Source organism: Curtobacterium sp. UNCCL20, assembly GCF_900101675.1.
GTDB lineage: Bacteria > Actinomycetota > Actinomycetes > Actinomycetales > Microbacteriaceae > Curtobacterium.
In genome coordinates, this window is record NZ_FNKG01000002.1 from 615,174 (window position 1) to 630,074 (window position 14,901).

A 14,901-nucleotide genomic window follows, 5' to 3' on the forward strand; every position below is an offset into this window, starting at 1 on the left:
GCAGGAGCAGCAGATGAGCACCCTCACCGTCGCCGTCGTCGGCGCCACCGGACAGGTCGGCACCGTGATGCGTCGCCTGCTCGAGGAGCGGGACTTCCCGGCCGACCGGGTCCGCTTCTTCGCGAGTGCCCGCTCCGCCGGCACGACCCTGCCGTTCCGCGGCGAGGAGATCGTCGTCGAGGACTCCGAGCTGGCCGACCCGTCGGGCATCGACATCGCGCTGTTCTCGGCCGGGGCGACCGCGTCCCGTGCCCTCGCGCCGAAGTTCGCCGCCGCGGGTGCGCTCGTGGTCGACAACTCGAGCGCCTGGCGGATGGACCCGGAGGTCCCGCTCGTCGTGAGCGAGGTCAACCCGCACGCCATCGACGAGGCGCCGAAGGGCATCATCGCGAACCCGAACTGCACGACGATGGCGATCATGCCCGTGCTCAAGGTGCTCGACACCGAGGCCGGACTCCGTCGCCTGGTCGCGACCACGTACCAGGCGGTCTCGGGCTCCGGGCTCGCCGGGGTCGAGGAGCTCCTCGGTCAGGCGCGTGCCGCGCTCGAGCAGGACACCGCGGCGCTCACCCACGACGGGTCCGCGGTCACGTTCCCGGAGCCGGTCAAGTACGTCCGTCCGATCGCGTTCGACGTCGTCCCGCTCGCGGGCAGCATCGTCGACGACGGCCTCGGCGAGACCGACGAAGAGAAGAAGCTCCGCAACGAGAGCCGGAAGATCCTCGAGCTCCCCGACCTGCTGGTCGCGGGCACCTGCGTGCGCGTCCCGGTCTTCACCGGCCACTCGATCTCGGTGCACGCCGAGTTCGACCGCGCACTGTCGCCCGAGCGCGCGACCGAGCTGCTCGCCGATGCACCGGGTGTCGAGCTCTCCGAGGTCCCGACGCCGCTGCAGGCCGCCGGTCAGGACCCGACCTTCGTCGGTCGGATCCGCGCCGACCAGTCCGCTCCCGAGGGACGGGGTCTGGCGCTCTTCGTGAGCAACGACAACCTCCGCAAGGGCGCAGCCCTGAACGCGGTGCAGATCGCCGAGGCGATCGTCGCGCGCCGGAGCGTCGCCGCGTAGCGTCCCAGCTCGACCAACGGCGTGACGGGAGGCACGTGGCGGCCCCGCCACGTGCCTCCCGTCCGTCCTTGGCTCGGCTTGTCAGCCCGCGCGGCTAGGATCGTCGCGTGGCAGTGAAGCAGGTGGACCCCATCGACGTCGTCCTGGTCGGGGGAGGGATCATGAGCGCCACCCTCGGCGCGATCATCCACCGGCTCGAGCCGACCTGGAAGATCCGCGTTTACGAGCGCCTGGGCACCGTCGCGCAGGAATCCTCGAACCCGTGGAACAACGCCGGGACCGGTCACTCCGCGCTCTGCGAGCTGAACTACACGCCCGAGCTCCCGGACGGCCGCGTCGACATCGCCAAGGCGGTCACCGTCAACGAGCAGTTCCAGGTCTCCCGGCAGTTCTGGTCGCACCTCGTCGAGACCGGCGCGCTCCCCGAACCGTCGAACTTCATCAACCCGACCCCGCACATCTCGTTCGTGTGGGGCGCGGACAACGTCGAGTACATGCGGAAGCGGTACGAGGCGATGAAGGACCACCCGCTCTTCACGGGGCTCGAGTTCTCCGACGACCCCGCCCAGATCCGGCAGTGGGCGCCCGCGCTCATCCCGGGCCGCAAGAAGGACCAGCCGATCGCGGCGACGTACTCGGCGGCAGGGTCCGACGTCGACTTCGGCTCGCTGACCCGGCAGCTGTTCGACCAGCTCGAGATCGACGGCGTCGAGTTCGAGCCGTCGCACCAGGTGACGAACCTCACCCGTTCGAAGGTCTCCGAGGGCTGGGTGCTCGACGTCCGCAACGACGTCGGACGTTCGACGCAGCGCATCGCGGCGAAGTTCGTCTTCGTCGGCGCCGGCGGCGGGGCGCTCCACCTGCTGCAGAAGTCCGGCATCCCGGAGATCCGCGGGTACGGCGGCTTCCCGGTGTCGGGCGAGTTCCTCCGCACCGACGACCCCGAGGTCGTGCAGCAGCACGCGGCCAAGGTCTACGGCAAGGCCAGCGTCGGCGCGCCGCCGATGTCGGTGCCGCACCTCGACACCCGCATCGTCGACGGCAACGCGTCGCTGATGTTCGGCCCGTACGCCGGGTTCAGCCCGAAGTTCCTGAAGCAGGGCTCGATGCTCGACCTGTTCAAGTCGATCCGTCCGCACAACCTGCGGCCGATGCTGAGCGTCGCCTTCTCCAACTTCGACCTGGTCCGCTACCTGATCGGCCAGCTCCTGGCGTCGAAGCAGACGAAGTTCGACGCCCTCCGTGACTTCATGCCCGCGGCCGAGCCGGAGAACTGGCACCGGATCACCGCCGGACAGCGCGTGCAGGTCATCAAGCCCGACAAGGACAAGGGCGGTGTGCTGCAGTTCGGCACCGAGGTCATCACGAGCGCCGACGGTTCGATCGCCGGGCTGCTCGGCGCGAGCCCCGGTGCCTCCACCGCGGTGCCGATCATGTTCGGGATGCTCCAGAAGTGCTTCCCGGACCGCTGGGAGCGGTGGGAGTCCGCCGTCCGCGTGATGGTGCCCACCTACGGGCAGGACCTCGGCAGCGACCCGCAGCTCGCCGACGAGACGCTGGAGCACACGGCGAAGGTGCTCGGACTCCACCACTGACACGTCCGCGCTTGCGGGTCGTTCGAACATGTGTTCGAATGACGGCATGCGGTGGAGTGGTCAGGCGATCGGTGCCGAGCGGAGCGACGCGCTCCCCGGGCTCGAGTCGAACAGCGGGTTCGTCCGCAGTGTGACGACGCCGGAGTTCGCGGGAGTGACCTTCCATGAGGTCCTGGCGAAGAGCGCGCTGAACCGGGTTCCCTCGGCCGACGGCGGCGGCACGTACGGGTGGACGATCAACCCCTACCGCGGCTGCAGCCACGCGTGCGTGTACTGCTTCGCCCGGCCCACGCACACGTACCTCGAGTTCGACGGGGGAGCGGACTTCGACCAGCAGATCGTGGTGAAGACGAACGTCGCCGAGGTCCTGCAGCGCGAGCTCCACAAGCCGAGCTGGGACCGCCACCCGGTGGCGCTCGGCACGAACACCGACCCGTACCAGCGTGCCGAGGGGCGCTACCGGCTGATGCCCGGCATCATCCGCGCCCTCGCCGAGTCCGGAACCCCGTTCAGCATCCTGACGAAGGGCACCCTGCTCCGCCGCGACCTGCCGCTCCTGGCCGAGGCAGCGCAGTCCGTGCCGGTGGACCTCGCGATGTCGATCGCGGTGTACGACGACGAGCTCCAGCAGCAGGTCGAGCCGGGCACGCCGACCACCGCCGCCCGGTTGGCGACAGTGCGTGCCATCCGCGATGCCGGGCTCGAGTGCTCGGTGTTCCTGATGCCCGTCCTGCCCTACATCACCGACACCCGGGCGGCGCTCGACGACGCGATCGGTCGTGCCGCCGCTGCGGGTGCGTCGAGTGTCATGTACTCGGCGCTCCACCTCCGACCCGGTGTGAAGCCGTGGTGGTTCGCGTGGCTCGAGCGGACCCGGCCGGACCTCGTCGGCCGCTACCGGTCGATGTACCTCGACAACACCTACGCGCCGAAGGACTACCGGCGCTGGCTGGCCGAGCGGGTGCGGCCGATCCTCCGGGCGCACGGCATGGGCCTCGGCAGGGTCGATCCGGCGACGGGGTCGATGGGCTTCTCGAACCGGGTGAACCCGTCGAACCGCGGGGACCCGTCGAGTCGCACCGCCGGCGTCGTCGGCGTGCCGGACGGCCAGGACGAGCAGTCGCTCCCGGGGACGTCCCCGCTGAAGCGCGCCGACCCGGGTTTCGACCGGCGGCTCACCCCGGCCAGGCCGACCGGGCTACCGACACTCTTCTGAGTACCCGTGGGTCCGCGTTCGGGGGACACCTGTCCGCCGCTCGTGCCGGTATCATCGACCGGGTCGCCGATCGCTCCGACATTCGGGGTACACGATCGCGCCAATGGTGGTTGGATCGTGGGCGGCGTCCCCACTCGTCCGGAAGGACCACTGACCCGTGCTCGGCATCCCCACGCACCTCGCTCCGCGAGTCAACGCGTGGTCGACCGTGCGCGCGTTCCACGCAGCCGCGGTCGGGTCGCTCGCCGCGGCCGCGGTCACGCTGCTGCTGTACCACCTGGCCGACCCCGGTGTGCGGGTCGGCGGCGCGGTGCTCGCCCTCCTGCCGATGCTCGCGATGATCGCGGTGCACGCGCAGTTCAGCACCTGGCGGTCCGCGGTCGCGTTCCTGATCGTCGGCGGCATCTGCTCGTGGTGGTTCGCCGTCAGCGTCCAGCGCGAGGTCCCCGTCGAGTGGGTGGGGTCCTACCTGCTCTCCCTGGCGATCATCCCGCTGGTCCTGGTGGGCGGTGCCGGTGCCGTCGCGGGCCGGGTGGCGCTGTGGTCGGTGGCGGGCTTCCTGATCGGCCGTGCGGCGACCTTCATCGGGATCGTGCAAGAGGGTGGGACGCCGCGCCTCCTCGTCCTCGCGTGGGTCACACTCGGGTTCGTCGTGGCCCTCGTGCTCTTCACCAGCCGCAGCACCGGACGCTCCGAGCGTGTCCAGCCGGAGCTCCTCCGTTCCGCGCGGGAGGAGCACGTCTCCGCCTACCGCGCCGGCGTCGAGGCCGAAGCGGCGGCGATCCTGCACGACACCGTGCTCAACCACCTCGGGGCGATCGCGCTCGCGCCCGACGGGCCGATGGACGAGCACCTCGCCCGCACCGTCGAGGCCGACGTCGCGATGCTCACCGGCAAGGAGTGGCTCGCGCCGGACGCGCAGCCCGTGCGGCCCGAGCCGGGCGCAGCCGTGCGGGCGTTCGAGGCGATGGTCGACGAGCACCGGGCGCTCGGACTCGACGTGACCGTGACCGGGGACCCCGGTGCCCTCACCCGGCTCGACCAGCGCGCGATGACGGCGGTCCTCCGTGCGGTGGGACAGTGCCTGGCGAACGTCCGGAAGCACGCGGGCACGGACGCCGCCGAGGTCAGCGTGTTCGACGACGGCAGAGCCTGCACCGTGATGGTGGTCGACGACGGCCGCGGGTTCGACGAGGCTTCGACGAGCCCGGACCGGATGGGACTCCGCGGTTCCGTCAGGGAGCGCATCGGGCGGGTCGGCGGCGACGTGCAGGTGTGGTCCTCGCCGGGGTCGGGCACCAGCGTGATGATGTCCGTGCCGTACGGGTCCCTGACCGCGGCCGTGTCGGCCACGCCGGACGACGAACAGGGAGCCGGCCGATGACCCGCGCCGACACGGACAAGAGCACGAGCACACGCACGCGCACGCGTCCTCGCGTGCGGACCCGCACCGACGCCACCCGCACCGCGCAGCAGTACGACCCGCTCGGTGCGATGGGTTCCCGCCCGCTCGCCATCGTCCTCGGCGCCGGCGGTGTCCTCTGGGCGCTCCTCGTCTCCGTGTTCGATCGCGACGTGGTCGGCAGCCCCACCCTGAGCGCGCTGACGGTGCTGCTCGTCGCGACGTCCGGCGCGGTCGTGTTCGTCGCGTCGAGCCCGTTCCGCGCCCCGTTCCCGCGCTGGGCGTTCGTCCTGCACGTCGCGCTCCTGGCCGCCGCGACGGTGGCGAGCGTCGCCGCGCAGTGGGGACCGGACCGCAGCGCCCTGAACGACTTCATGTGCCTGCTCACGGCCACCGGCATCGTGATGGCCGCGCCGTACCGGCCGTCGGTCGACCTCGCCGTGGGCGGCCTCGTCCTCGCTGCCGTCAACGCAGTGGCCTGGGGCCTCGGTGCCGCCGTCTTCCCGCACCACGTCCCGATCACCGTCGCGGGCTTCCTCGGGGCCGCGCCGACCCTCGTGCTGACCGCTGCGTCGGCGGTGTTCGCATGGACGTTCGCCGGGCTCGCCGAACGCGTGCAGATCCGCGCCGGGTCGTACTCCGTCGAGCGCGCGGAGCGGGACGGCATCGCCGAGCGCGTGCAGGAGGACCGCTCGACGATCCTCGCTCGTGACGTCGCGCCGTTCTTCGCCGAGCTCCGCACCCGTGACGTGATCACCGACGCCGACCGCGCCCGTGCCCGGTCCATCGCCGACGGGATCCGCCGGTCGATGGTGGCCGACGCGGACCGGACCTGGTTCGAGCACGCGGTGACCGTCGAGAGCGGGAGCGCGAGCGCGAGCGACGCCGTCGTGGACGACCCGGACGGGCTCCTCGCCACCCTCGACGTCGACCAGCGCACGGTGGTCAGGACCTTCCTGCGTGCCGCGCTCCGCGCCTCCACCGTCGACCCGGCCGGGTTCCGGGCGACCGTCCGTCGCGCGGACGCACCCGATGCCGGCGGCACCACGGGCACGCCGCGCGTCGCGGTGGCGATCGACCTCGCGGTCGCCGACTCCGACGTCGGTATCCACCGCACCTTCGACCCGTACTTCGCGGTCCTCCGCGTGACGTTCCCCGACCTGGACGTCGCCGTCCGACCATCCGCCCTCGCACTAAGGTTCTCGTATGACCAGCACTGACCCGAGCCGGATCACGGAGGGCATGTCCGCCCTCCCGAACCCGGGGACACGACGCGTGCGGCTGGCGATCCTCGACGACCACGAGGTGCTGTTGGACAGCCTGTCGAGCTGGATCGCGGTGAACGCCTTCGACTTCGACCTCGCCCTGACGGCCCACACGTGGCTCGAGATGGTGCACAGCGAGAACTTCCCGACGGACCTGGTGTTCCTCGACTTCCAGCTCAAGGAACCCGTCTCGATCGAGGCCCGCGTGCGCACCTGCCGTGCCGCCGGAGCGAAGGTCATCGTCCTGTCGAGCGTCGACAGCCGCGAGTCCCGCGACCGTGCACTCGCCGCCGGCGCCGCCGCGTTCCTGTCGAAGTCGCTGCCCATGCGCGAGGTCATGGACGTCGCGCGCGAGATCATGGGCGTCGCCCGCGACACCCCGCCGCAGCGCGACTGGCGTCCGCTGCCGACCGGGGCGAACGCGCACCAGCGCCCCAAGCTCAGCCACGGCGAAGAGGAAGCGCTGCGCCTGTACGTGTCGGGCTACTCGACGAACGAGGTCGCCGCGCAGATGAACGTGCAGTACGAGACCGCCAAGACGTACCTGCGCCGCGTGCGCGAGAAGTACAGCAGGGTCGGCCGTCCCGCGTCGAAGAAGTCCGACCTCATCCGTCGTGCGGCCGAGGACGGGTTCCTCGCGTAGTGGCGAAGCTCTACTTCCGCTACGGCGCGATGAACAGCGGCAAGAGCACGGGGCTGCTGCAGGCCGCCTACAACTACGAGGAGCGCGGCCACCGCGTGCTCCTCGCCAAGCCGTCCGTCGACACCAAGGGTGACCGTGAGATCGTCTCGCGCCTCGGCGTGACCCGGACGGTCGACATCGTGTTCGGCCCCGACGCCGACGTCCGCGACGCGATCACCACGGCCGGCGCCGCCGATCCCGAGTCCGACCGGCTCGACGGCATGGTCCGCCCGGTCAGCTGCGTGCTCGTCGACGAGGCGCAGTTCCTCACCCCGCGGCAGGTCGACGACCTGCTCCGGATCGCGGTCCTCGACGAGATCCCGGTGATCACGTACGGCATCCGCACCGACTTCCGCACCGAGGCGTTCCCCGGCAGCGCGCGCCTGCTCGAGGTGGCGCACTCGCTCGAGGAGCTCAAGACGATCTGCCGCTGTGGCCGCAAGGCGGTCTTCAACGCCCGCAAGGTCGACGGCCGGTTCGTCTTCGACGGATCGCAGGTGGCGATCGACGGCGTCGACGTCACGTACGAGTCCCTGTGCGCCAACTGCTACCTCACGGAGTCCGGCGGCCGCCTCGACGGCGACTGAGGCGCCGCCCATCGGCGTGGCCCCGTGCGGGGACAACGAGCGGGCGAAAGACGTCACGTTCGGCGTCCGGGACCGGCGGGTTCCGCCCGCTCGGCGGTCCGCCGGTGGCGTGTCCCGCCCGCAGGGGCGCGCTGCACGCAACCGAGGCCACGTGACGGCGCGGCCCGGACACGCGACCCGGTGACGGCCTGGAGGCACGGTGCGAGGCCGCCACGCGCCTCCAGGCCCGTGGGTGGTGCGGAATGCCGGCGCGACGGCACGCGTTGGTGCCCACATGAGCGACGCATCCGTGCACCTGTCCGTCCTCGACCTGGCGACCCGCGAGTACGGCCAGTCCAACACCGAAGCCCTGCAGGGCTCCATCGACATGGCGGTGCACGCCGAGAAACTCGGGTACGAGCGCTTCTGGGTCGCCGAGCACCACGGCATGCCGGGCATCACCTCGTCCGCGCCGGCGGTGCTGCTCAGCGCCGTGGGGGCCGCGACCTCCACCATCCGGATCGGTTCCGGCGGCGTGATGCTGCCGAACCACGCGCCCCTCGTCATCGCCGAGCAGTTCGGCACCCTCCGTGCGCTGTACGGGGACCGCGTCGACCTCGGACTCGGCCGTGCACCCGGCACCGACGGCGCGACCGCGATGGCCCTCCGGCGCACCGACCGGCTCGACGTCGACGACTTCCCGGACCGGCTCGCCGACCTCATCGGCTTCTTCACCGGGATGGACCCCTCGAACCCCCTCGCCAGGATCAAAGCGGTTCCGGGCTACGGCGACGTGCCGGAGTTCTGGCTGCTCGGGTCCTCCGGGTACAGCGCGCAGGTCGCCGGTGCCCTCGGCGTCTCCTTCGCCTTCGCGCACCACTTCGCGTCGGACAACACCGAGGCCGCGCTCGCGCTCTACCGCGACTCGTTCCGGCCGTCGCGCTTCCGGCAGACCCCGAACGCGCTGATCGGCGTGCAGGTCGTCACCGACGAGGACCCCGCCGTGATCGAGGAGCAGTCCGCACCGGGCATGATCTCGTTCATCCGGATGCGGCAGGGTGCGAAGCCCGAGCCGGTGTCCATGGAGGAGGCCCGCGCGTACGAGTTCAGCGACCTCGAGCGGCGGTTCATCGCGGCGCGCACGGAGCGGCAGGCCTACGGCAACCGCGAGGAGGTCGCGGCGAAGATCAACGCCCTCGTCGAGTCCACCGGGGCCGACGGAGTGATCGTCGCTCCCGGGGCTGCCCAGGCGCGGTACCGGCACCAGGCGCTCGACGTCGTGGCCGGGCTGCACGCCGAGGGGCGGCTGGTGCGGGCGGGCGCTGGCGCCTCGGTGTAGCGCCAGGCTTCCTGGCGCGCTCGGCTTCCTGCGGCGCTCGTGCGTCCTGCGGCGCTTGTGCGTCGCTGGGCGGTTCCGCGTGCCTGCGGCGCTTGTGCGTCCCTGGGCGGTTCCGCGTGCTCTCGCACAACCGAAGTCGCCCCGAACCGCCGTTCCGGGTGGTTCGGGGTGACTTGCGTTGTGCGAAGGGGGGACAGCGTCGTCGCCGTCGACCTCAGGCGAGCAGGCCGAGCCGGGTCGCGGTGGCGATCGCAGCCACGCGTGAGCCGACGTCGAGCTTCCGGAACACGTTGTAGACGTGCCGCTTGACCGTGCCCACCGCCAGACCGAGGTCGCTGGCGATCTCGGCGTTCGAGCGGGCCGCCGCGACGAGCCGGAGCACCTCGAGTTCACGGTCGCTGAGCGGGACGCCCGCTCGGGCCTCCGTGACGAGGTCGATCGGGAACGTCACCGGCGCGGCGTCGGCGCTCGTCGCCCGGACGATGCGGTCGACCAGGTCGCGGCTCGGCGTGTCCTTCGTCACGAAGTCCACCGCGCCGGCGTCGAGCAGGGCACGGCGGAGCACGGCATCACGGTGCATCGTCAGCACGACCACGGCGATGCCCGGGTGGTTCCGCCGCACGGTCGCGATGGTCGTGCGTGCGGGCGGCCCGTCGAGCTCGACGTCGAGGAGCAGCACGTCGATCGCGGCGGCCTCGGGGGAGTCCAGCACGTCGGCCGGCCGCTCCCCGTGCGCGACGACCCGGATGGTGGGCACGGCGGACAGGATCGTGGCCAGCCCCTCGCGGAAGAGCCGGTGGTCGTCGACGATCGCGACGTGGGTGACGGCGGTCACAGCGCACCGACCGGGATGGTGAGTTCGACCGTCGTGCCGGCTCCTGGGTGGCTGCGGACCGCGAAGGCAGCGCCGATGAGTGCCGCACGCTCCCGCATGGTGAGCTGCCCGAGTCTGCCGTCGGCGGTCGCGGCGGTGTCGAACCCGGGGCCGTCGTCGGACACGGCCACCGTGACTGCGCTCTCCGCCCAGTCGAAGCGGATGGTGACCGCCGACCCCGGGGCGTGCTTCCGCCAGTTCGTCAGCGCCTCGATCAGGATCGTGAGGGCTTCCTCGGCCTTCCAGTTCGGGAGCGCGACGGGCGAACCGTGCGAGACGATCTCGATCGCGGTCTCGGCGGCGCTCTCGTTGGCGCTGTCGTTGGCGCTCTCGGCGGCGCTCTCGGCGGGGAAGAGGTCCTTCGCGTGCCGTGCGAGCGCCACGTCCAGGTGGTCCGCACCGACGCGGGCGTGCAGGGACACCGCCAGGTCCTGGACCTCGCCCAGTGCGCCCCGGAGCAGGCGCGCCGCGTCCTCGAGCTGCGTCGTCCGCGCGGGCACCGGGGGATCGGTCAGCAGGGTGAGCTCGATGCGCTGGAGCCCGGCCAGGATGCCGTGGGCGACACGGTCGTGCAGGTCCCTGGCGATCCGGGTCCGAGAGTCCAGGTGCGCCGTCGTGACCCGTTGCCGGAGCGCCTCGGTGTAGGCGATCGCTCCCGCCGGGAAGCGGCTCCAGATGCCCGCGTGCAGGGCACGCGTCGCTCGGAGCAGCTCGTCGGTGGTGGTCGCACCGACCTCCTCCACGAAGACCGGCAGGTACTCGTCGAACAGCACCTCGGCGGCGAGCATCGCGCCGGCCGGGTGCTGCGCCTGCTCGGCGTGCAGGGCACCGGTCGCGAGGTGTGCCGGGTCGAGGAACGCATCGCTCACCACGCTCGACTCGACGCCGGCGGCGTACCGCTCGTGCGCTTCGGCGATCATCGACGTGACGTTGTCGTACAGGCTCTGCGCCATGACCGGGTCGTCGGCGAGGGCGGGGAAGCGCGCACCGATCTGCGCGAGGACGGAGGCGAGCGGCGCGGGGATGTCCATGGCGGATCGAGCGTAGCGCGGAGCAGTCCGTCGGGACGCCGTCGACCGGTCGGGATGTGGCCGTGGACACACACGCTGTCGCTGCTGCCGGGACAAGTCGTTACGTCGGGACAAAGCAGTAGGCCCTGGTTCCGGAGAACCAGGGCCTACTTCGTACTGTCTCAACACAGTGTCGGGGTGACAGGATTTGAACCTGCGACCTCCTCGTCCCGAACGAGGCGCGCTACCAAGCTGCGCCACACCCCGCGGTGTGGTCACTCCGTACCGGAGCAACCCGACAAGTCTATCCGATGATCGGGGGTGCTCGTGACCATCAGGCGAACTCCCGGGCGCGTCGTGCGGAGGGGTCAGTCCGTGCGGGCGGTCAGTGTCACGACGACCGCTTCCGGCCGGCACGAGAAGCGCACGGGCGCGTAGATCGACGTCCCGAGACCAGCCGAGACCTCGAGCCACGACCAGTGCCCGCGGTGCTGCCACTTGTGCAGTCCGCTGACGTACCGGCGAGGCAGGTCCGAGTTCGTGACGAGCGCACCGACGCCGGGCACCTGCACCTGGCCGCCGTGGGTGTGTCCGGCGAAGATGACGTCCGCGCCCTGGGTGACGAAGGCGTCGAGGACGCGGCGGTACGGGGCGTGGGTGATCCCGAGGGCGACGGGGGAGGGGCCGTCCTCGTCCTCCGACCACGGCACGTCACTGCGCATCTCGTCGACGTTGGTGGGCAGGAGGTCGAGCCGGTCCCAGCCGCGGTGTGCGTCCGACGTACCGAAGAGTTCGAAGCGCGACCCCCGGAGTTCGATGGCGTGCGCGTGGTCGTTGACGTCGAGCCAGCCGAGGGACTCGAAGAACGCCGTCTGCCGGTCGATGTCGAGTTCGACGGGACGACGCTCGGAGTGCACCTTGCTCGGCCCGGAGAAGTACTTGAACGGGTTCCGGGGCGTTGGTCCGTAGAAGTCGTTCGACCCGTACGCGAAGGCACCGGGGACGCCGCGGAACGGCTCGAGCGCGTACTCGACCGCAGCGTTCGCCGTCGGATGGCCGAGGTTGTCGCCGGTGTTCACCACGAAGTCCGGCTCGACGAGGCTCAGGTCACGCAGCCACTGCTGCTTGTCCGCCTGCCACGGCGCCATGTGGATGTCCGAGAGGTGCAGGACGGTGACGTCGCGCGATCCCGGTGGGAGGACCGGGATCGTCTCCCACCGGATGCCGAAGCGTCGACGCTCGACGAGGGTTCCCCAGGCCGCCGTCGCGGCGCCCACGGCCGCGCCGGCCGCGAGGACCCCGGCGGCGGCGCGACCACGGGTCACTTGCAGTCCTTGGGAGCCTTGCCGTTCTTGTCGCCGTAGAGCGTCAACGTGACGGCGGAGTCCTTGCTCGCCGCCGCGTGCACGCCCGGGTCGACACTGGCGACGCGGCACTCCTTGTCACCGCCGCCCTTCACGTAGTCCTTCGAGATCGTGACGTTCGTGAACCCGAGCTGGTTGAGCTTCGAGCGGGCCGTGTCGAGCGGTGCGCCGGCGATGGCCGGCATCGTGATCTGCGAGCCGTCCGAGGTGTAGACGGTCACGCTCGACCCGTTCGACAGCAGGGACCCGGCGGACGGCGAGGTCGAGGAGACGGTGCCGGCCTTCGCTGCGCCGGGCTGCGCCCCGCCGTCCACGTAGGTGAAGCCGGAGGCAGCGAGGGCGGCCTTGGCGTCGGCCGCGCTCTTGCCGGTCACGTCCGGGACGGCCTTGCTGTTGCCGCGCAGCGCCTGCGACGACGGGTCCGTGAAGGGCCCAGCCGGGTAGAGCGCGTTCAGCGGAGTCTGGGCCTGACGCCACACGCCGGCACGGGCGCCCGCGTAGGTGCCGTTCACGCCGTTGCTGTAGTGGCGGAGGTTGTTCTTCCCACCGTCGGTGTTGCCCTGCCAGTACGCCGTGGCGACGCGCGTGCTCGCACCGACGAGCCAGATCTGGTCGGCGTCGTCGGTGGTGCCGGTCTTGCCGAACAGCTGCGTGCCGTCAGGGGTCTGCGCTCCCACGGCGGTGCCGCCGGAGATCGTGCCCTTCATGGCGTAGATCGCCGCCTGGGCGACGCTCGGGTCGAGGACCTGCTTGCACGCCTTCGGCTGGCCGCCGAGGCTCTTGCCCTCGGCGTTCGTGACGTTGTCGATGGCGATGGGCTCGCAGAACGTGCCGTTGTTCGCGACACCGGCGTACGCGGTGGCCATCGTCAGCGGCGCGATGTTGTTCGTGCCGAGGATCGACGACGGGTACGAGTTCAGCTCGGTCTTGTCGTCGCCCGAGTGGACTCCGAGGTCCTCCGCCGTCTGCTTGATGTCGCAGAGGTCGAGCTTCGCCGCCATGGACGCGAACGCGGCGTTCACGGAGAGGGCGGTGGCGCGGGCGACCGTGTAGTTGCCGTTCTCGCCGGCCGAGTCGTTCTTGGGAGCCCAGTTCGTGTAGGTCGGTTCACCGCAGTGCTGCCAGACGGCCGTGTTGTGCGGGGTGCCGTTGACGGTCTCGTTCAGGCCGTGGCCGGCCTTCAGCCAGTCGAGCAGGGTGAAGAGCTTGTACGTCGATCCGACCTGGAAGCCGATGCCGCCGCCGTACTTCTTGTCGACGCTGTAGTTGATCGACGTCGACGTCGGGGGCGACTGCAGCGCCTGGTCGTAGTCCTTGTTCTGCGCCATCGTCAGCACGCGACCCGTGCCCACCTCGACCGAATCCAGCGCGGCACCGAGCTTGAAGTTCGTCTCCGCCTTGTTGTCGTAGGTGTTGAGCACCTGCTTCTGCGCGGCGTTGGCGTCGATGTCGAGCGTGGTCTGGATCTTGTACCCGCCGTTGCGCCAGGAGGTGTCGCGCTCCTTCTGCGTGGCCCCGAGCTGGGACATCTCCTTGACGACCTGCACGGCGTAGTCGCAGAAGAACTGCGAGCCGTCGCCAACGGAGGCCTTGCACCCCTGCGACGGCTGGGTCAGGTGCACGTAGTCCGCCGGCTTCGACGCGATGGCCTGGTCGTACTCGGCCTTCGTCAGGTGCTTCTGCGCGTACATCGACTTGAGGATGACGTCGCGGCGCGCGACGTTGGCGTCGTAGTACTTCGGGTTCGACAGGTTGCGGGTGTTCGGGGACTGCACGATCGCGAGGATCGAGGCGGCCTCGGCCGGGGTCAGGTCGGTCGCGCTCTTGTTGTAGTAGTGCTGCGCCGCGGCCTGCACGCCGTAGGTCTGGTCGCCGAAGTACGCGATGTTCAAGTACCCGGTGAGGATCTCCTTGTGGGTGTACTTCTTCGCGAGGCCGATCGCGAGCTTCATCTCCTCGAGCTTGCGGGGGATGGTCTGCTCGACCGCGTCGTTGTACGCCTTGACGCGTTCTTCCTGCGTCGGGAGCTCGAGCGCCTGGTTCATCTTGATGTTGCGGACGAGCTGCATCGTCAGCGTCGAACCACCGCCGGACTCACCCAGGCCGCCGGCGAGCGAGCCCACGCCCGCGCGGACGAGCGAGGTCATGTCGACGCCGCCGTGGTCGTAGAAGCGCTTGTCCTCGCCGTCGATCGCCGCGTTCTTCAGCTGGTCGCTGATCTGGTCGAACTGCAGTTCCTGCCGGTTCTGGTCGTAGACCGTGGCGAAGTGCACCGACTTGCCGCCCTTGTACGCGTACAGCTCGTTGCGCTGCGGGAGGTCACCGATCTCGATGTACTCCGGCAGGGACTCGAACACGCCGATGGTGGACGTCGTCGTCACACCGGCCACTGCGATCGCCGGGGTGACGCCGATGGTGACGAGCAGACCGGCGAGCACGCTGAAGCCGACGAAACCGATGAAGGCGCCGACTGCAGAGACGGGCTTGGTCCGCGAGGCAGACGTCTTCAGGGCAGACATAGG

12 protein-coding genes and 1 tRNA gene are annotated in these 14,901 nt (G+C 70.7%); 8 read left to right on the forward strand and 5 right to left on the reverse strand.

What is annotated here, in order from left to right; genetic code table 11:
* Positions 1-13 precede the first annotated feature (13 nt).
* The 8 genes from BLT36_RS12245 to BLT36_RS12280 all read left to right on the forward strand — a co-directional run bounded on the left by BLT36_RS12245 (position 14) and on the right by BLT36_RS12280 (position 9,131).
* Positions 14-1,066, forward strand: coding sequence for an aspartate-semialdehyde dehydrogenase (locus BLT36_RS12245; protein WP_092095462.1), 1,053 nt, complete (start codon positions 14-16; stop codon positions 1,064-1,066).
* Positions 1,067-1,173: 107 nt separating this feature from the next.
* Positions 1,174-2,661: a malate:quinone oxidoreductase gene (locus tag BLT36_RS12250; protein WP_092095464.1), complete on the forward strand. Its 1,488-nt coding sequence runs from the start codon at positions 1,174-1,176 to the stop codon at positions 2,659-2,661.
* Positions 2,662-2,707: 46 nt separating this feature from the next.
* The gene (locus tag BLT36_RS12255; protein WP_092095466.1) at positions 2,708-3,877 is read left to right on the forward strand and encodes an Rv2578c family radical SAM protein; all 1,170 of its coding nucleotides are present in this window, start codon (positions 2,708-2,710) and stop codon (positions 3,875-3,877) included.
* A 157-nt stretch (positions 3,878-4,034) separates the two neighbouring features.
* A complete protein-coding gene (locus BLT36_RS12260; protein ID WP_092095467.1) occupies positions 4,035-5,261 on the forward strand; it encodes a sensor histidine kinase in 1,227 nt (408 codons plus the stop codon).
* Positions 5,258-6,499, forward strand: a complete 1,242-nt coding sequence (locus BLT36_RS12265) for a hypothetical protein (protein WP_092095469.1) — start codon at positions 5,258-5,260, stop codon at positions 6,497-6,499. The genes BLT36_RS12260 and BLT36_RS12265 overlap by 4 nt, the downstream gene beginning before the upstream one ends.
* Complete coding sequence (locus tag BLT36_RS12270) at positions 6,486-7,187, forward strand: response regulator transcription factor (RefSeq protein ID WP_254787603.1); 702 nt, start codon at positions 6,486-6,488, stop codon at positions 7,185-7,187. The genes BLT36_RS12265 and BLT36_RS12270 overlap by 14 nt, the downstream gene beginning before the upstream one ends.
* Positions 7,187-7,813, forward strand: coding sequence for a thymidine kinase (locus tag BLT36_RS12275; protein WP_092095471.1), 627 nt, complete (start codon positions 7,187-7,189; stop codon positions 7,811-7,813). The genes BLT36_RS12270 and BLT36_RS12275 overlap by 1 nt, the downstream gene beginning before the upstream one ends.
* Positions 7,814-8,087: 274 nt before the next feature.
* Positions 8,088-9,131 carry an LLM class flavin-dependent oxidoreductase gene (locus BLT36_RS12280; protein ID WP_092095472.1) on the forward strand — a complete coding sequence of 348 codons (1,044 nt, stop codon included), beginning with the start codon at positions 8,088-8,090 and terminating at the stop codon, positions 9,129-9,131.
* A 214-nt stretch (positions 9,132-9,345) separates the two neighbouring features.
* Here BLT36_RS12280 and BLT36_RS18765 read toward each other — a convergent pair whose 3' ends face one another.
* The 5 genes from BLT36_RS18765 to BLT36_RS12305 all read right to left on the reverse strand — a co-directional run bounded on the left by BLT36_RS18765 (position 9,346) and on the right by BLT36_RS12305 (position 14,898).
* A complete protein-coding gene (locus BLT36_RS18765; RefSeq protein ID WP_175529627.1) occupies positions 9,346-9,966 on the reverse strand; it encodes a response regulator transcription factor in 621 nt (206 codons plus the stop codon).
* Positions 9,963-11,036 (reverse strand): sensor histidine kinase, encoded by a 1,074-nt coding sequence (locus tag BLT36_RS12290; RefSeq protein WP_092095474.1) that lies wholly within the window; start codon positions 11,034-11,036, stop codon positions 9,963-9,965. Before BLT36_RS12290 ends, BLT36_RS18765 begins: the two co-directional genes overlap by 4 nt.
* Before the next feature lie 172 nt (positions 11,037-11,208).
* Positions 11,209-11,282, reverse strand: a tRNA-Pro gene (locus BLT36_RS12295).
* Positions 11,283-11,383: 101 nt separating this feature from the next.
* Positions 11,384-12,340: a metallophosphoesterase gene (locus BLT36_RS12300; RefSeq protein WP_092095475.1), complete on the reverse strand. Its 957-nt coding sequence runs from the start codon at positions 12,338-12,340 to the stop codon at positions 11,384-11,386.
* Positions 12,337-14,898 carry a transglycosylase domain-containing protein gene (locus tag BLT36_RS12305; RefSeq protein WP_092095477.1) on the reverse strand — a complete coding sequence of 854 codons (2,562 nt, stop codon included), beginning with the start codon at positions 14,896-14,898 and terminating at the stop codon, positions 12,337-12,339. Before BLT36_RS12305 ends, BLT36_RS12300 begins: the two co-directional genes overlap by 4 nt.
* Between the last annotated feature and the right edge of the window lie 3 nt (positions 14,899-14,901).

What these genes read in the sequence shown, in the direction of transcription:
- BLT36_RS12245 (WP_092095462.1), top strand. Translation starts at nt 14, where the DNA reads ATGAGCACCCTCACCGTCGCCGTCGTCGGCGCCACCGGACAGGTCGGC.
- BLT36_RS12255 (WP_092095466.1), top strand. Translation starts at nt 2,708, where the DNA reads ATGCGGTGGAGTGGTCAGGCGATCGGTGCCGAGCGGAGCGACGCGCTC.
- BLT36_RS12265 (WP_092095469.1), top strand. Translation starts at nt 5,258, where the DNA reads ATGACCCGCGCCGACACGGACAAGAGCACGAGCACACGCACGCGCACG.
- BLT36_RS12270 (WP_254787603.1), top strand. Translation starts at nt 6,486, where the DNA reads ATGACCAGCACTGACCCGAGCCGGATCACGGAGGGCATGTCCGCCCTC.
- BLT36_RS12280 (WP_092095472.1), top strand. Translation starts at nt 8,088, where the DNA reads ATGAGCGACGCATCCGTGCACCTGTCCGTCCTCGACCTGGCGACCCGC.
- BLT36_RS12290 (WP_092095474.1), bottom strand. Translation starts at nt 11,036, where the DNA reads ATGGACATCCCCGCGCCGCTCGCCTCCGTCCTCGCGCAGATCGGTGCG.
- BLT36_RS12305 (WP_092095477.1), bottom strand. Translation starts at nt 14,898, where the DNA reads ATGTCTGCCCTGAAGACGTCTGCCTCGCGGACCAAGCCCGTCTCTGCA.